Here is a 16781-nt window from a genome sequence, read left to right as displayed (position 1 = left end):
CATTGCATGGCCAGTGGTCTTGGTGGTTTGAACAAGTCGCCCAATGGCGTGGTGATCGGCCTGGCGCAACTGGCGCTGCCCGATCCGCATACGCGCGAGGCGTTGTGGGCGCAGACACAGAAAGTGGTCGGCATGGTTGCCAAGGCGCGACGTAGCAACCCAGGCATGGACCTGATCGTATTTCCCGAATACTCGTTGCACGGCCTGTCGATGAGCACGGCACCAGAGATCATGTGCAGCCTCGACGGCCCGGAAGTGATCGCGCTGCGCGAGGCGTGCAAGGCGCACCGGATATGGGGCTGCTTCTCGATCATGGAAGCCAACCCGCACGGCAACCCGTTCAACAGCGGCCTGATCGTCGATGACCTTGGAGAGATCCGCCTGTACTACCGCAAGCTGCACCCGTGGGTGCCGGTCGAACCGTGGGAGCCGGGCGATCTGGGTATTCCGGTCTGCGACGGACCGCGCGGCAGCAAGCTGGCGCTGATCATCTGCCACGACGGCATGTTCCCGGAAATGGCCCGCGAGTGCGCCTACAAGGGCGCCGACATCATGCTGCGCACTGCGGGTTACACCGCACCGATCCGCCACTCGTGGAAGATCACCAATCAGAGCAACGCCTTTACCAACCTGATGCAGACCGCAAGCGTCTGCATGTGCGGCTCCGATGGCACGTTCGACTCCATGGGCGAAGCGATGTTTGTCGACTTCGACGGCACGATCATGGCTGAAGGGGGTGGCCGGGCCGATGAAATCGTCTGCTGCGAACTGCGCCCCGACCTGGTCCGCGAGGCCCGTGTGCACTGGGGCGTGGAGAACAACATCTATCAATTCGGGCATCGCGGCTATGTGGCGGTCAAGGGCGGCGCACGCGACTGTCCTTACACCTACATGCACGATCTGAGCGCAGGCCAGTACCGTCTGCCGTGGGAAGACGACGTCGTGCATACCGATGGCAGCTCGTGTGGTTTTGCAGCCCCGGAGCGCGACTTCAAACCCCACCCCCAGCAGCTGGAAGGAGTAACGCCATGAGCGAACGTCATATTGCATCGGCGCCCTACCCCTGGCCCTGGAACGGTCAATTGCATGCGCACAACACAGCCTTGATCGTGATCGACATGCAGACCGATTTCTGCGGCGTCGGCGGCTACGTGGACAGCATGGGTTACGACCTGGCACTGACCCGTGCGCCCATCGAGCCGATCAAGGCGCTGCTCGCCGCGATGCGCCCGCTGGGCTTCACCATCATCCATACCCGCGAAGGCCATCGCCCGGACCTCAGTGACTTGCCCGCCAACAAACGCTGGCGCTCGCAGCGCATCGGCGCGGGAATCGGCGACCCAGGTCCGTGCGGCAAGATTCTGGTACGGGGCGAGCCGGGCTGGGAAATCATCGACGAACTGGCACCGCTGCCCGGCGAAATCGTGCTCGACAAGCCCGGCAAAGGCTCCTTCTGCGCCACCGACCTGGAACTGATCCTGCGCACCCGCGGCATCGACAATCTGATCCTGACCGGCATCACCACCGACGTCTGCGTGCACACCACCCTGCGCGAAGCCAATGACCGTGGCTTCGAGTGCCTGCTGCTGGAAGACTGCTGCGGGGCGACCGACCCTGGCAACCATGCGGCGGCCCTGAGCATGGTCAAAATGCAGGGTGGCGTGTTCGGCGCCGTCGGCCATTCCTCAATGCTTCGCGACCTGTTGGGAGCATGAACATGCGCGCCCCGAGCCTTGAGACGATTGGTGCCAGCAAGCATTTCGGTGCGTTTCGCGCACTCGACGAGGTGTCCTTCAAGGTCCGCGCCGGCACTGTTCACGCCCTGCTCGGCGAGAACGGCGCCGGCAAGAGCACACTGGTCAAAGGCATCATCGGCTACAGCCCGCTGCAGTCGGGCAGCATTCTGATCAACAACCGCGAACACGAGATTCGCACGCCGCGCGACTCTCATCAGTTGCAGATCGGCATGGTGTATCAGCACTTTACCGTCGCGCCGGGCCTGAGCGTGGCGGAAAACCTGGTGCTGTCGCGCGGCGATCTGCCGTGGCGTATCGACTGGGCCAGCGAGCACCAGCGCCTGGAAGCGTTCATGGCAAAAATGCCTTTTCGGCTGGACATCCATCGGCCGGTCAGCAGCCTGGCGGCCGGCGAAAAGCAGAAACTGGAAATCCTCAAACAGCTGTATCTGGAGCGTCGACTGGTCATTCTCGACGAACCCACTTCGGTGCTCACGCCGCAGGAAGCCGACGAAGTGCTGGGGCTGATGCAGGCGATGGCACATCGTGGCGAACTGACCGTCCTGATGATCACCCACAAGTTTCGCGAAGTCAGCACCTACGCCGATGACGTCACTGTATTGCGCAAGGGTCGCTGGGTGGGCAGCGCGGCAGTGGCTGACACCACCACGCAACAGATGGCGGCGTGGATGATGGGCGAGGCCCAAGTACGCGGGGTGAGCACCGAGCGCCCGGCGATGGCGCCCCGCCCGCCGCAGTTGCAGGTGGCAGGCCTGGATGTGCCTGGCGACAAAGGCACGCTGGCGGTGAAAAACCTGTCTCTGGCGGTTCACCCGGGTGAGATCGTCGGGGTTGCAGGTATCTCCGGCAACGGTCAGCGCGAACTGACCGAAGCGCTGCTCGGCCAGCGCGCCTTCAGCGCCGGGCAGATAGCGGTCGACGGCCAGCCTTACCACGCGCGGCGTGAACAGATGCAGCGCCTGCGCGTGTTCAGCCTGCCCGAAGAACCCCTGCGCAACGCCTGCATCGGTACATTCAGCGTGGCTGACAACCTGGCCCTGCGCAATTTCGACCAGCCGCCGCTCTGCCGCCAAGGCTGGCGCCTGGATCGTCGCGCAGCAGGTGTCCAGGCACGCAGCCTGATTGAGCAATTTCAGGTATCGCCCAACGACCCGAACCGGCCGATCGGCACCTTGTCCGGAGGCAACGTACAGCGCGCTGTATTGGCCCGTGAACTGACCCACGACGTCGCGGTGCTGATCGTCGCCAACCCGGTATTCGGTCTGGACTTCGCCAGTGTCGCGCTCATTCACCAGCGCCTGATCGACGCTCGCAACAGCGGCACAGCGGTCCTGCTGCTCAGTGAAGACCTTGACGAACTGCTGAGCCTGGCAGACCGTATCGTGGTCATTCACGACGGCGAGCTGGTGTTTGAAACCAGCGCAGCGGACGCCGACCGTACCGAGCTGGGCCGACACATGGCCGGGGCCGAGCATCTCGCGGGGGAACCGGCATGATCAAGGTCAATGCGCGCCCTGACCGCTTCGCCTTCGATACATCCCGTACCGCTGTGGTGATCATCGACATGCAGCGCGATTTCCTCGAACCCGGCGGCTTTGGTGCCGCGCTGGGCAACGATGTCGCACCGTTGCAGGCCATCGTTCCGTCCGTGCAACGCCTGCTGGCGCTGGCCCGCGACGAGGGCATGGCGGTGATCCACACCCGAGAATCGCACCGCCCGGACCTTGCCGATTGCCCGCAAGCCAAACGTGACCATGGCTCGCCGGGCCTGCGCATCGGCGATCCTGGCCCGATGGGACGAATCCTGATTCGCGGCGAACCCGGCAATCAGATTATCGACACCCTGGCGCCGCGCGCTGGCGAGTGGATCATCGACAAACCCGGCAAAGGCATGTTCTTCGCCACCGACCTGCAACAACGGCTGACCGACGCGGGGATCATCCATTTGATCTTTGCCGGCGTCACCACCGAAGTCTGCGTGCAGACCAGCATGCGTGAAGCCAATGACCGGGGTTATCGCTGCCTGCTGATCGAGGACGCAACCGAAAGCTACTTTCCCGCGTTCAAACAGGCCACGCTGGAGATGATCACCGCACAAGGCGGGATTGTCGGCCGGGTTGCCTCATTGACGGACCTGGAGCAGGCGCTGCTGACAAGGAGCACACTTTGATGGACATCAACCTCCCCCACGTGGTCGCTGAAGTGACCCACGCCTTTCACGACTACGAACGCGCCCTGCTGGCCAATGAGCTGAGCATGCTGGATGCGTATTTCTGGAATTCCGAACAGACCGTCCGCTACGGCGTCGCGGAGAACCTGCTGGGCGCGGACACGATCGCTCGCTATCGACGCCAGTGTCAGCCGGTCGGACCGGGACGCACGCTGCTGCGTACCGTGGTGAGCACCTTCGGTGAAGACTTCGCCACGGTCAGTACCGAGTTTCATGATGGCGTCACCCAGCGCCTTGGTCGGCAGATGCAGACCTGGGCGAGACTGGAGGGCGGCTGGAAAGTCGTTGCCGCACATGTCAGCATTGACCTGAGCAGCCTGGAGCCACGCCCTTGAATTCCCCGAACACCACCAACGCGCTGGCTGAAGACGTCTATCGGCGGCTCAAGCAGGAGATTTTCGACTTCTACCTGCTGCCCTACGACCGCTTCACCGAAACCCAACTGGCCGACCGTTATCAGGTCTCGCGAACACCAGTGCGTGACGCGCTCTACCGCCTGCAGCGCGAAGGCTATCTGGATGTCGAGTTCCGGCGTGGCTGGTCAGTCAAGCCTCTGGACTTCAACCAGATCGACCAGCTCTACGACCTGCGCATCGTGCTGGAGTGTGCGGCGGTCGAGCGCATCTGTGCATCGGCCGAAGTGCATCCGGAACTCACTGTTCTGCGCCAACACTGGTTGATCGATCGCGATAGCTGGCAGATAGACATGCAAGTAGTCGCCGACCTCGATGAACAGTTCCATACCCAACTGGTGGCCGCTTCAGGCAACCTGGAAATGGCCCGCATCCACCAGGAAGTGACCGAGCGCATCCGGATCGTGCGCCGTCTGGACTTCTTCAAAAGCGCGCGTATCGAACATACCTACCTCGAACACGCCGCGATCCTCAATGCCCTTCAGGCGCGTAAACGTGACGAAGCATTATTGCTGCTGCGCTCCCATGTAGAGATCAGCAAGCTGGAAGTACGCAAACTGACGATTTCCATGCTCAGTGATGCGCGGCGGCGGTATGAGGCGTGAGGTTTCATGTCAAATTTCCAGGTAGACAAACCATTGCGTGAGCGCAAATCATCGAGGCTGTTAATCGTCAGCCCGTCGATGAGAATACTGCTTTTCAGATTTCAGCACACAAAAGGGGCGTTGGCCGGCAGCAATTATTGGGCAACGCCTGGTGGAGGCGTCGAAGACGGCGAAACTTATGAGGCCGCCGCCATACGTGAATTGCGCGAAGAAACCGGTATCAGGGTCAACTCGGTCGCTGAGCATATTGCCAACAGACGTTTTCCAATGCTGCTCCCTAGTGGTGAGAGCGTACTCGCTGTTGAACGCTATTACGTTGTATATGCAGAGAGCCAGGTACTCTCTCGATCAGAATGGACGCTGCAGGAAACTCAGGTGATGACGGAGCATCGGTGGTGGTCCGCCCATGAACTGAACTCGACGACGGAAATCATCAAACCGGATGATCTAGTCAGAACGCTTGAGAAAGCGGGTGTCTTTAAAGCTGAGCGTTAGGAGCACCGTAACGCTACAAATAGCATGGCTGCGAACGACTCCAACTTCCCCGTACTGGCCATTCATATGAGCAGGCCAACTTCGACTCTCCGTCTGACGCTATCACGCCACAGTAGCGCTAGCACTCCATGCGGATAGATATGATCCCATGCAACCTTTTCAAACCAGCCCTGTCCTAGCCATTAGTACGTAATGGCACTTAACCATCATCTCGTATTCGATGTATTGACACATTACTCCCTACTGCAGATTCGCCGGTGAATGACCGTCTGGCTCGTTATGCAATGGGTCAGTCGTCGCCTCGACCAAACATCGTGAGCAACTTCAAGTCTGTACGTAGTCGCAGCTGAAAACTGCTAAGTCAACCAGGCCATGTCTGCGCGCAGCTGGAAGAGGTCCACAGGAAGGATCCGCCGCTTATGCGCTGCCAAACATGATCCGGGCCACACATGCGCACCACTCAGGAATAGTGATCGATGAACCCACAGGGCTATGAGCACGACCACGTCATACCGACGAATATTGAAGGTGTTGCCAAGGTATTGCAGGCCGCTGCTCACTCCGCCTCGTGCACCGCCGGTTTGCTGATGGTATCCAGCGCAACAGGCTGGGAGCAATTGGTCAGCTCCGGTCAAAGCCTGCCCAAAGCGGATGAGGCATGGTTGAGGATGATCTCGTCGTATGGCGACGTGGTGCTGGTCGGTCAGGACAGCCCGGCGAATACGATGGAAACCAACAGCTCGGGGTCTACGCTGATCTACGTTGCTATCCGTGGCTTCAGGCATGAATTGCTCGGCGCAATGCTGTTGCGCAACAGCGATCAAGCAATGGTGCTGAGCGCTGCGCAACGCTATGCGCTGCAGGCCCAGGCGGCTCATATTCGTACTTACCTGCAACCGGGACGTGATCCCGAAGCCAATAACCCGCTGGTCACCTCGTTCGAACGCCTGCGCTTGCTTGAGTCGGTGGTCATCAACGCCAATGACGCGATTCTTATCACCGAAGCGGAACCCATCGATCTGCCAGGCCCGCGTATCGTCTATTGCAACCCTGCGTTTCTGGCGATCACCGGCTTCACTGAAGAGGAAGTCATAGGTCGCACGCCCCGCATCCTGCAGTGCGAGGAAACCAGTCGGGCAACACTGGACGTCATTCGTGAGGCACTCAGTCACTGGCGGGCGGTTGAGGTCGAACTGCTCAACACCCGCAAGGATGGCAGCAAGTTCTGGGTCGAGTTGAGCATTGTGCCGGTGGCCAACGAAAAAGGCTGGTTCACCCACTGGGTGTCCGTGCAGCGCGATATCACCGAGCGCAAGGAGTCTCAGCAACTGGCTCAGCGAGCCCGTCTGGAGTGGGAGGAAAAGCTTGCGCTACAGAGCCGGCTGGAGGAGCGCGAACGCATTTCCGAAGAGCTGACCTATATCGCTTTTCACGATGAGCTGACCTCACTGTTCAACCGCGCTTACCTGATGAACGAGTTGACCACGGCCTTTGAAATCCGCGACCCCCGATACGAACGGGCAACGGTACTCTTTCTGGACCTGGACGGCTTCAAGGTAGTCAACGACAGCATGGGGCACCTGGCCGGTGACAAGTTGCTCAAGGCGGTCGCGAATCGATTGCAGACCTGCGTTCGCTCTAATGACGTTTTAGCGCGAATCGGCGGCGACGAATTTGCGATCCTGCTGATGGGCAAGGATCAGCCGGAGACTGCCGTAAAGATGGCTGAACGTATCGTCAGTCAATTGCACACGGCAATACAGATCGAAAACCAGGACATTTTCATCTCGTGCAGCATCGGTATCGTCACCGCAGGTGACAGCCATACCAAACCCGAAGAGTTGCTGCGTGACGCCGACGTTGCCATGTACTCCGCAAAAAAACAGGGCAGAGGGCGCTGGAGCATCTTCAACACCTCGATGCGCGAAGCGGCGATCGACACGCTGGTGATTCAGAACGCGCTGCGCCAGGCACTTGAAGACAAGGATTTCCTGGTCTTTTATCAGCCGATCTACAGCGGTAACTGTGAGCACCTGGTCGGGGTCGAGGCGCTGGTCAGGTGGAACCATGCCACCATGGGCATCATTTCTCCCGATGCGTTCATCCCGATTGCCGAAGACCTCGGGATCATTCATGAGCTGGGAGCCTGGGTCATGCATCAGGCCTGTAGCGAAGTGCAGGCCTGGCGCAAGGAGTTCTCTCACCTGGACCTGAGGCTCAACGTCAATGTGTCCGGGAAAGAGCTGAGCCACCCTGGATTCGTCGATCAGGTGACACGGATCATCGCCACCACCGGCCTGCCCGCGGGCCAGCTTCAGATCGAGGTCACCGAATCAGTGTTTCTCTATCAGCCTGACGCGATCGCCGAGGTTCTCCGGCAGATCAGGCAGCTTGGCGTGAGAGTGGCGCTGGATGATTTCGGCACGGGTTACAGCTCGCTCGGCTACATTGACCGTTACCCGATCGATGCCGTGAAGATCGATCGGTCCTTCGTGTCCCGAATGATGACGTATGAGCGCAGCAAAGCCATTGTCAGCAGCATCCTGTCGCTGGGCCGAGCGCTGAATCTGGATATCACGGCGGAAGGCGTGGAGACAGCGGAACAATACAACCTGCTGCGCAAAATGGGCTGCCCTTACTTTCAGGGCTATCTGCTAAACAGGCCGATGCGCTCAGAGGCACTGCTGCACATCATCAAGTCCGCTGCCGAGTGCACGGCCTGATCTACCCCGACGTTGATGGGCCGGAATGACTTCCGGCCATTGCGCAGCCTGAGCGTGAGCATGCTGTCTTGTAATGTGTCTCTACCTGTAAAATCTTGCCAATGACCTGGTAACTGATCCAGGAAGCTCTGCGCAGCGTACTGAATACCGTCGTGATGGGCGTCATGCACCCGTTTATTCATGGCGGTATAGTGCCTGTGCAACCAGTGCTCGGTGCCTGCGGTCCAACTTACTGCATCCATTGTCCAACCGGCATTGCGTCACACATTATCTGATCAGAGCCGCGATCAATTAACGGATCACTCGACAGGAAATCAGATGACCTCATCCAGCCAGCGTCTTGCCTTGCTTGAAGCCGTTGTTGAACAGTCATTCAATGCCGTATTGATCACCGACGCCAATCTGGCCAATGGCGGCCCCTTCATCGTGTACGTCAATCCGGCCTTCTGCTCCATGACCGGCTACACGGCAGAGGCATTGATCGGTGCCTCACCACGGATCCTGCAAGGCCCGGACACCGATCCTCAAGTGATCGAGCGGATGCGCGAATGCCTGAGCGAAAGTCTTTTTTTCGAAGGGTCGACGGTCAATTACCGCGCGGACGGAAGTCCTTACATCGTCGAGTGGAAAATTTCTCCCGTGCGCGACGATGCAGGTACGGTGTGCAACTTTGTCTCTGTGCAGCAGAACATCAGCCCGCGCATCCGCGCCGAGCGTGAGCAACACCTGCTGGCGCAGGCACTGAACGCTGCGCTTGATCCGATTATCATCACCGACTGCAATTCCACCATCGTGTTTGCCAATGAAGCCTTTCAGCAAATCACTGGCTACAGCAGCAGCGAAATCCTCGGCGAAAACCCGCGGATGCTGAGCTCTGGAAAACACGATGAGGCGTTCTATGCGCAATTCAAGGAAGCGCTGAAGAGTGGCGCCCCGCTTCGCACGACCTTCATCAACAAGCGCAAGGACGGCTCGCTGTTCTATGCGGAACACAGCATTTCGCCGCTCTGTAACCTTGAAGGCGCAGTCACCCACTATGTCAGCATCAGCCAGGATGTGACCACACGCCTGGGCCGCGAACAAAAGTTGCTGGAGATTGCTCACAGCGATCCGCTGACCGGGCTGGATAACCGTCGCTCAGCCGAGCATACGCTTGAGCGACAGATCCCGGCGGTGAGTATGTCGGGCAAGCCGTTCAGCCTGATCATCTGCGATATCGATCATTTCAAGGCGGTCAATGACCGGTATGGCCATCCTGCCGGGGACAGCGTAATCACCAGCGTTGCGGCCATCCTCAAACAACGTATCCGCCTGTTGGACGTCGCCGCTCGATGGGGAGGAGAAGAGTTTCTGATCCTGGTGCCCGACAGCTCGTTGAAACAGGCGGCCGAACTCGCGGAGCGCATTCGCAAAAGCGTTGAAAGCCTGGTGATTCCGGAAACCGGATCGGTGACCATTTCTCTGGGCGTTGCAGAACTCGGCGCCGGGGAAACGGCCGCCAGCCTCATTCAGCGTGCAGACAAGGCGCTTTATCAGGCCAAGCGCCTGGGCCGCAACCGGGTGGAATGCGCTTAGACCAAGACTCGGTTTTACTCGTTGCCCGCCTCGTTTGCCTGCGCATTGAACCCGGGCCTGTCATTTCGACAGGCCCGGGCGTCGTGTCAGAGCTTCGGCAGTTGTCCGATACGCCCCATCATCTCAGTGACGATCTGCAGATCCAGCAAGAACTGGCCGGTGGTCTTGAACTCGTTGTCCGTATGACCGGTGTATTTGACTTCGGGTCTCGCCAGGCCGAACTGCACCCCGTTGGGCAATGAATGGACCGACGTAGCGCCAGCCGACGTGCCAAAGGTGTGTTCCATACCGAGATTTTCACTGGCCACAGCGAGCAGCGCCTTGACCCACTCACCCTCTGGGTTGCGGTACATCGGCTCGGCGATGGAATAGTCGAACACTGGCCTGATAGCGGTTTTCGTACTCCAGGCGGCGAGCTTTTCGGCGATTTCGGATTTGAGCTCCTGCGGGGACTTGCCTTTCGGCACACGCAGATTGACCGCTAGTTTGAATGCCTTTTCATCCATTGCGACGTACGTCAAGGATGCTGTGAGAGGCCCCATGAAGTCGTCGGAGAACCCCACGCCCAACTTGCTTCCCAGGTAATCGAGTCCCCAGTTGTCGGCGGCATAGCGAGCAGCATCGGTGATCTGGTTGTGTTTAAGCGCAACCTTGCCCTGCAGACTGTTAATGAAGTCCAGCATCCTCGCGACCGGGTTGACGCCGGACTGGGGTGCCGATGAGTGCGCGGACACGCCGGTCACAGTCAGCTTGACGTCCTTGCCGTCGACCCTGGCATCGACCTCGAAGTCACCGCCATTGCTTTTCACGTACTCGGCACTGACCTGTTGCAAGCTTGCAGCCAGCTCGGCAGGTTTGTCAGTCAGCAGAGTGGCGACCGACTTCGACGGAATCTGATTGGTGGCCATGCCCCCGGTCATTGAAACAATCTCGGCCCCCTCGCCTTCAGCCTCGCGTCGGGCAAAGCTGGCCATGACCGTGCCGTAACCTTTTTCGGCAATCACGACCGGGTAACCGCCATCCAGCGCCAGGTTGTAGGCGGGCGTCGGGTTACGCTCAAAATAGTAAGGGATTGCGTCGCCGGCCGTTTCTTCCGTGGTATCGATCAGCAACTTGAAGTTTCTGGCCAGCGGCAGCTTTTCTTCCTTGATGACTTTCATGGCATAGAGCGCAACCACAATACCGTTCTTGTCGTCCTCGGTGCCGCGTCCATACATGCGATCACCGATCAGCGTCACCTTGAACGGGTCCAGACGAGTGCCGTCAGGCAAGACCCAGTTGTCCGGCGTGACCGGTACAACATCGGCATGCACATGAATGCCAACTACTTCATCACCCGCGCCATCGAGCGAGACTTCATACACACGGTTATCGACGTTGCGAAACTTCAGATTGAAGCCCTCGGCCAGGCGCTTGATCGTGTCGGCGATCTTTATGAACGCCGGGTTTTCATGCTGGGCAACGCCGTCGACACGAACCGTGGGAATAGCCACTAGCTCACGCAGGGTTTCAGTGGCCGCGCTGCCGTACTTCATGCGGGTATACAAACCGAGCAAGCGATGAATGTCGTTTTGTTGCGCTGCGGAAAGTTGCTTGTTGTCGAGAAAGGCACTGATGGCCGAGCCAAAATCGGCAGTTTTAACCACATCAGCACTGGCAAGATTGTTCAGAAACTGCCTGAAATCCTTTACCGATGCATCATTGAATGTCTTGAGGATAACGGCGCTCTGTTGTGCAGTGACAGTGGCGTTTGCCAGACTGGTGAACGACGAGAGACTGGCGAGTATCAAGGTGGAAGCAGCCAGTTTTTTGAGTGACAGGTTCATGGTTGAAGGCATTCCTTGGCAGGCAAAGCGCGAATTTTTCTGATCGTTTGATCAGGAAGCATTTCAACTTACACCAAGAGCAATGATGCGAGAATCCCCTTTTAAATCGAGGCGATGCACTGGAGTGCCCATATGATCAAGCTGCTGATGCGCCTGAAAGCGCGCTTCGACCGAAAGCCCAAGGGGCAGCAGTCTGATCGGTTGCCGCCTGCGCAGCCTGCCGATCAGCAAGAATCCATGTCACGCGTGCAGGAAAATCTGACTTGGCTGCCAGTCTATAGAGAGCCGGAGCCACTGCGTCTGCAGCCACCTGCCTGCCCCCCATTGAGGCAACAGGACGAACCGCTGCGAGCCCGCTACCACGCCTACGTTGCGCAAACGGAACAGGCTGATCCAGCCAGTCAGGACGAGTCATGCCGTGAAACAGGACGGCAGTTGGCCAGAGAGCTGCAGTCAGCGGCAATCGACATCGTTACGTCAAAAGCCGAAAGCTCGCCGGATGTTTATTGGCTGACTCAATCCGCTGCTATTGCTTCGCTGTTTGCCGACGGCGCGCAATCGGACGCGTTTCAACGCTATCAAGAATATGTGCAGCACTACAAAGACCAGCGACTGACGGCCGGGCAAGTATGGGCGTTTGATATTTATGTGGCCGAACATACGCCAAGACAGGTCAGGACATTTCTGCCACATCCCTCAAGCGAAACACGTTTGCCTGATGAACCCTCGCCGGGGGCCGACGATATTGACCAGTTACTCTCCTACCTGCCACTGCTGTACCCAGACGGCGTGGCGATCAAGAGTTATATCATCAAGGAAAACACCTATTGGCCAGACTACTTTCCGGTAGTCGAAGCGTTTTATCGCGCGGTGGCCAAAGACTGCTGGTGTGACATTGATTACCTTAATCATGGCGCGGCGGACATGCTCAATGACGACATCTATATCGCCCAGGCAAACCTCGCTGATATGCAAACGCTGCTGACGTACTGCATCAGAGGCGAGCGTTTTTGCGATGGACACCATGGCGCGATGATTGAAAAAGGCTACGTGCTGAAGATCCTGCGCAGGCTGGCGGTGTTGCGCGAAGATTGAAGTTCGCGGCAAGCAGGCGGTGTGCCGGGCGATGGCAGCGCCCATCGTACTTCTTTCACATGCGCTCCTGTGCACCGAACGACTTCAACAGCGTATGCCGGCTCCAGTAGCCACAGTAGCGTGGAAGGCATGCGATCGGCACATAACCGCAACGCGCGTACCATCTGGCGACATCGTCATCCAGCGTTTCGATCAGAGCGTCAGTACAGCCTCGCTCGATGGCCAACGCTTCAAGCCTGTGCAGGGTCTGCGCCCCGAGCCCTTTTCCGCGCGACCCGGCATCGATCCAGAGGTGACTCACAAACAACCGCTGGAACTCGGTTCGGCCTGTGGCGCCGCCAATCAATAGATCGTTCTCCATGATCATGCAGGCAATAGGATCAGCCATTCCCCCTTTCGCCTCGGACAATGCGCGGCCGTGTTGCAAGACGCCGTCAGCAACAACCCGAGTTTGATCATCAGCAATCTGGGCACCTGTAAGCCACTTCATCATGTCAGCACTTCCTTCTTAACGAACTGCAAATACATGAGCAAGATAAAGGCCAACCACCCGATCAAACACAGTGAATTCTTCCCCCGCCGAACACTCCGAACAGTACCGAGCGAACGCCGCAGATCAGTCGCTCTCCACTCGAGGACATCTCAATGACCACCGCATTCAAAGTTGGCGACGCCGTACACTGGAACTCCGAGGCAGGCCAGGTGCATGGCAAAGTCACCAAAGTACATGTGCAGGACGTGGAGTTCATGGGCAAACATCGGCCCGCTTCAAAGGACGATCCGCAGTACGAAGTGAAAAGCGACAAGACCGGTCATTCGGCGATGCATCATGGGGATGCGCTCAAGCACGCGTGATTGCTCTGCGCCGCGTCGTGGAGAGAACGGTGTAGCGCCCTTCTCACTCACGCGAGAAAGCTGTAACCATTGGCGTGCCTGCATCCGAAACGGATGCAGGCACGCGGCATCAGATCACGCCGCAGGCAGCACGATCACCGCCACCGCCGAGAGGTGCGGGGTGGTCGGAATGGTTGTCGCCGCCGGCGTGAACCATCAGCGCGTGGCCTTTGACTTTCGAGAGTTTCTTCAGGCGTGGGGCAAGCACCGGATAACTCGCAGTGCCGTCAGCAGCCACGTACAGCGCAGGCAGATCGCCTAGATGGCCATCGGCGTAAGGCCCAAGATGCTTGCCGGTCTTGGCCGGGTCAAAGTGACCGCCAGCCGCGAGGGCTGCAACCTTCTTGCCGTCCTTGGTACCCGCTTCGCAACTGCCGTTTTCATGTACATGAAAACCGTGGATGCCTGCAGGCAGCTCTTTCAGATTCGGAGTGAACAGCAAACCGTATTGCGTTTCGCTCACCGTAACGCTGCCGATAGGTTTGGGCGCGCCATCAGCGCTGACCAGATTGATCGGAACGTCCAGCGATGCAGCCTGAACACCGAAAGAGAAAACGCCAAGCAGACCTAGCAAAAGATGAGGTTTCATAATTTCAATGCGTCCCTGATCTGATAATCGAATTGAACGTGGCACCAGGCAGCGCGGAGGCTGCACAGCACGAACGTTTTTCATGCCACAGAGGATGTGACCACAGACCTGCGAACTTGATGCAAGGAAATGAACGGGGGTCGCCGGGGAAAGTAATGCAAAACATCACGACTGGCCTGCCGACACCAAGGTCGGCAGGCCAGCGCTGTTCACCTGTGCTCAGTTAACAGCACAGTGGTGCGGATCAGATATCCAGGCAGATCTTGCCGAAATGCTGATTGGTTTCCTGATAACGGAACGCTTCGACGATGTCGGTCATCGGGAAGGAACGGTCCATGACCGGACGCATGCCGTTGGCATCAATGGCGCGGATCATGTCCTGTTGCTGGGTGCGACTGCCGACCAGCACGCCCTGCATGCGCAGTTGTTTGACCAGCGCCGGGACGAACTCCAGTTGACCGGCAACACCGCTCAGGATGCCGATGACCGAGATGTGGCCAGCGACCCGTGCCGCATTCATGGAGTGCTGCAGGGTCGATGGACCGCCCACATCAATGATGTGATCCACACCACGGCCGCCGGTCAGCTTGCGGGCAGTCTCGCCCCAGTTGCTGTCCTTGCGGTAGTTGATCAGGTGGTCGGCGCCCATGGCTTGCAGACGCTCCAGTTTTTCATCATTCGACGACGTGGCGATAACGGTCGCACCGACCATCTTGGCGAACTGCAACGCGAAAATCGATACACCGCCAGTGCCCTGCACCAGAACGGTATCGCCGGCTTTCAACGCGTCATCGACCATCAGCGCACGCCACGCGGTCAGGCCAGCGGTGGTCAGCGTGGACGCTTCGGCATGGCTGTAGCCCTTTGGCGCAAGGGTGAACGAGGTGGCACGGGCAGTGACCTGCTCGCGGGCATAACCGTCGACGCCATCACCCGGCACCGTGACAAAACCTTCAACCAGTGGCTCGCCGCTGATCCATTCCGGGAAGAACGTGCTGACCACGGAGTCGCCAACCGCGAACTCGCTGACGCCCTCGCCTACTGCGGTGACGACGCCTGCACCATCGGCCATGGGAATGCGTTTTTCCGTCGGTGCCCACATGCCGGTGACGACCGCGAAGTCGTGATAGTTGAGCGAGTTGGCGTGCAGACGCACAGTGATCTCACCGGCTTTAGGTGCAAGCACTTCGCTTTCGCCAACGCTGACCTGATCGTAGCCGCCGCCAGCCTGCACGTAGATGGTTGTATTGCTCATGGTCAATCTCCTATCAATTCAACATTACGCAAAATGACGAAATGTGTAAATAACGCTCAAAGCCTAGAGTTCTTTCTTGAGCCTGTCGGCAAACCGGTCGATGGCCTGCTCATCACGGCGAAAATAGGTCCACTTGCCAATCCTCGTTGCCTGAACCAGCCCGGCACGTTGCAGGATGGCCAGATGCGCAGACGCGGTAGAAGCCGACAGGTTGGCCTTGGCCTGAATGTGCGACACGCACACGCCTATCGCCGGATCACCGTGGTCCTGGGGAGGGAAATGGGCTTGCGGGTTTTTCAGCCACTCCATGATCAACATGCGAGTGTCATTGCCGACCGCTTTGATTTGCTCAAGAATCATGGGGCACAACATTACGCTTTTTTACGAAATGTTCAACCCCTGATTTACCCTCCTCCGGCCAACGGCATGTTTTGATTACAGCTTCACATCGACGTGACAAATGAAGCAATCTGTCGACTCCAATAAAATCGACCGCACCGCTGAGAGCATCCAGACTCATGATGAATCTTAAATACAGCGCCCTGACCGCCCTGCTGCTGGGCATCACAGGCATGGCTCAGGCTCAGGACTACACCTCGCATCTGGACAAGGTGCTGCAAACTGGCCAGTTGGCTGTCTGCACCACTGGCGACTACAAGCCCTATACCCTGCTGCGCGAAGACGGTGAGTACGAAGGCATTGATATCACCATGGCCCGTTCACTGGCCAAGAGCCTGGGGGTGAATGTGCAGTGGGTGCCCACGACGTGGAAAAACCTGATGCCGGACATGGTCGCCGGTAAATGCGACATCGGTATGGGCGGCATCTCGGTGAGTCTGGAACGCCAGAAAAAAGCGTTTTTCAGCAACACGCTGGACGTCGATGGCAAAATCCCGCTGGTGCGCTGCGCCGATCAGGCCCTGTATCAGACTGTCGAGCAGATCAACCAGCCCTCTGTGCGTTTGATCGAACCCGCCGGTGGCACCAATGAAGCCTTCGCTCGCGCTCATCTGCCAAAGGCGTCCCTGGCATTTCACGACAACAAGACCATCTTCCAGGAGCTGCTGGACAAGAAAGCTGACGTGATGATCACCGATGCTTCCGAAGCGCTCTACCAGCAGAAACGCATGCCCGGCCTGTGTGCGGTCAATCCGACCCGGTACATGCAATACGGCGAAAAGGCCTACCTGTTGCCACGCGATGATGTGACCTGGAAAGGCTACGTGGACCAATGGCTGCACCTGAGCAAGGCCACCGGCGAGTATCAGCAAGCGCTGGGAGAATGGCTGGCAGTGCCCGCCGAGTGAGTGTGAAGCGGTCTTGC

Annotated in this window: 16 protein-coding genes and 1 pseudogene; 12 read left to right on the top strand and 5 right to left on the bottom strand. The window is 58.5% G+C overall.

The window, feature by feature from the left end:
• Window positions 1-6 precede the first annotated feature (6 nt).
• The 9 genes and pseudogenes from JOE39_RS25405 to JOE39_RS25365 all read left to right on the top strand — a co-directional run bounded on the left by JOE39_RS25405 (window position 7) and on the right by JOE39_RS25365 (window position 9798).
• Window positions 7-1024 (top strand): annotated as a pseudogene (locus JOE39_RS25405) (formamidase).
• A gap of 4 nt (window positions 1025-1028) precedes the next feature.
• On the top strand, window positions 1029-1715 hold the full coding sequence (locus JOE39_RS25400) for an isochorismatase family cysteine hydrolase (RefSeq protein WP_003421848.1): 687 nt from the start codon (window positions 1029-1031) through the stop codon (window positions 1713-1715).
• A complete protein-coding gene (locus JOE39_RS25395) occupies window positions 1712-3253 on the top strand; it encodes an ABC transporter ATP-binding protein (RefSeq protein ID WP_161948479.1) in 1542 nt (513 codons plus the stop codon). Before JOE39_RS25400 ends, JOE39_RS25395 begins: the two co-directional genes overlap by 4 nt.
• Window positions 3250-3927 carry a cysteine hydrolase gene (locus JOE39_RS25390; RefSeq protein ID WP_004402990.1) on the top strand — a complete coding sequence of 226 codons (678 nt, stop codon included), beginning with the start codon at window positions 3250-3252 and terminating at the stop codon, window positions 3925-3927. The genes JOE39_RS25395 and JOE39_RS25390 overlap by 4 nt, the downstream gene beginning before the upstream one ends.
• A complete protein-coding gene (gene hpxZ, locus JOE39_RS25385; protein ID WP_004402988.1) occupies window positions 3927-4322 on the top strand; it encodes an oxalurate catabolism protein HpxZ in 396 nt (131 codons plus the stop codon). The genes JOE39_RS25390 and hpxZ overlap by 1 nt, the downstream gene beginning before the upstream one ends.
• Complete coding sequence (locus JOE39_RS25380) at window positions 4319-5005, top strand: GntR family transcriptional regulator (protein ID WP_003341908.1); 687 nt, start codon at window positions 4319-4321, stop codon at window positions 5003-5005. Before hpxZ ends, JOE39_RS25380 begins: the two co-directional genes overlap by 4 nt.
• 6 nt (window positions 5006-5011) lie before the next feature.
• A complete protein-coding gene (locus tag JOE39_RS25375) occupies window positions 5012-5500 on the top strand; it encodes an NUDIX domain-containing protein (RefSeq protein ID WP_010424439.1) in 489 nt (162 codons plus the stop codon).
• Between the two features lie 476 nt (window positions 5501-5976).
• Window positions 5977-8223 carry an EAL domain-containing protein gene (locus tag JOE39_RS25370; protein ID WP_210078138.1) on the top strand — a complete coding sequence of 749 codons (2247 nt, stop codon included), beginning with the start codon at window positions 5977-5979 and terminating at the stop codon, window positions 8221-8223.
• A 318-nt stretch (window positions 8224-8541) separates the two neighbouring features.
• On the top strand, window positions 8542-9798 hold the full coding sequence (locus JOE39_RS25365) for a sensor domain-containing diguanylate cyclase (protein WP_010424441.1): 1257 nt from the start codon (window positions 8542-8544) through the stop codon (window positions 9796-9798).
• An 86-nt stretch (window positions 9799-9884) separates the two neighbouring features.
• Here JOE39_RS25365 and JOE39_RS25360 read toward each other — a convergent pair whose 3' ends face one another.
• Window positions 9885-11624, bottom strand: a complete 1740-nt coding sequence (locus tag JOE39_RS25360) for a dipeptidase (protein ID WP_004402981.1) — start codon at window positions 11622-11624, stop codon at window positions 9885-9887.
• Between the two features lie 132 nt (window positions 11625-11756).
• Here JOE39_RS25360 and JOE39_RS25355 point away from each other — a divergent pair, with 132 nt between their 5' ends.
• Window positions 11757-12719, top strand: a complete 963-nt coding sequence (locus JOE39_RS25355; protein ID WP_210078140.1) for a DUF6508 domain-containing protein — start codon at window positions 11757-11759, stop codon at window positions 12717-12719.
• 55 nt (window positions 12720-12774) lie between these two features.
• On the opposite strand, the gene JOE39_RS25350 is transcribed toward JOE39_RS25355, so the two are convergent.
• A complete protein-coding gene (locus JOE39_RS25350) occupies window positions 12775-13212 on the bottom strand; it encodes a GNAT family N-acetyltransferase (protein WP_046266762.1) in 438 nt (145 codons plus the stop codon).
• Between the two features lie 152 nt (window positions 13213-13364).
• Between JOE39_RS25350 and JOE39_RS25345 the strand changes: the two genes are divergently transcribed.
• Window positions 13365-13574, top strand: a complete 210-nt coding sequence (locus JOE39_RS25345) for an HVA1 family protein (protein WP_003320186.1) — start codon at window positions 13365-13367, stop codon at window positions 13572-13574.
• A gap of 109 nt (window positions 13575-13683) precedes the next feature.
• Here the strand turns inward: JOE39_RS25345 and sodC are convergent, their stop codons facing one another.
• The 3 genes from sodC to JOE39_RS25330 all read right to left on the bottom strand — a co-directional run bounded on the left by sodC (window position 13684) and on the right by JOE39_RS25330 (window position 15829).
• A complete protein-coding gene (gene sodC / locus JOE39_RS25340) occupies window positions 13684-14202 on the bottom strand; it encodes a superoxide dismutase family protein (protein ID WP_010424448.1) in 519 nt (172 codons plus the stop codon).
• A gap of 244 nt (window positions 14203-14446) precedes the next feature.
• Entirely contained in the window at window positions 14447-15457 is a 1011-nt protein-coding gene (locus tag JOE39_RS25335) for an NAD(P)-dependent alcohol dehydrogenase (protein WP_046266765.1), read from the bottom strand.
• A 63-nt stretch (window positions 15458-15520) separates the two neighbouring features.
• Window positions 15521-15829: a winged helix-turn-helix domain-containing protein gene (locus JOE39_RS25330; protein WP_017277782.1), complete on the bottom strand. Its 309-nt coding sequence runs from the start codon at window positions 15827-15829 to the stop codon at window positions 15521-15523.
• 146 nt (window positions 15830-15975) lie between these two features.
• Here JOE39_RS25330 and JOE39_RS25325 point away from each other — a divergent pair, with 146 nt between their 5' ends.
• Window positions 15976-16764 carry a transporter substrate-binding domain-containing protein gene (locus tag JOE39_RS25325; RefSeq protein WP_046266766.1) on the top strand — a complete coding sequence of 263 codons (789 nt, stop codon included), beginning with the start codon at window positions 15976-15978 and terminating at the stop codon, window positions 16762-16764.
• Window positions 16765-16781: the final 17 nt, after the last annotated feature.

It is taken from the genome of Pseudomonas sp. PvP100, from assembly GCF_017833055.1.
Lineage (GTDB): Bacteria > Pseudomonadota > Gammaproteobacteria > Pseudomonadales > Pseudomonadaceae > Aquipseudomonas > Aquipseudomonas syringae.
The sequence above is the reverse complement of the archived record's forward strand: the minus strand, read 5'-3'. Positions and strand labels throughout refer to the sequence as shown.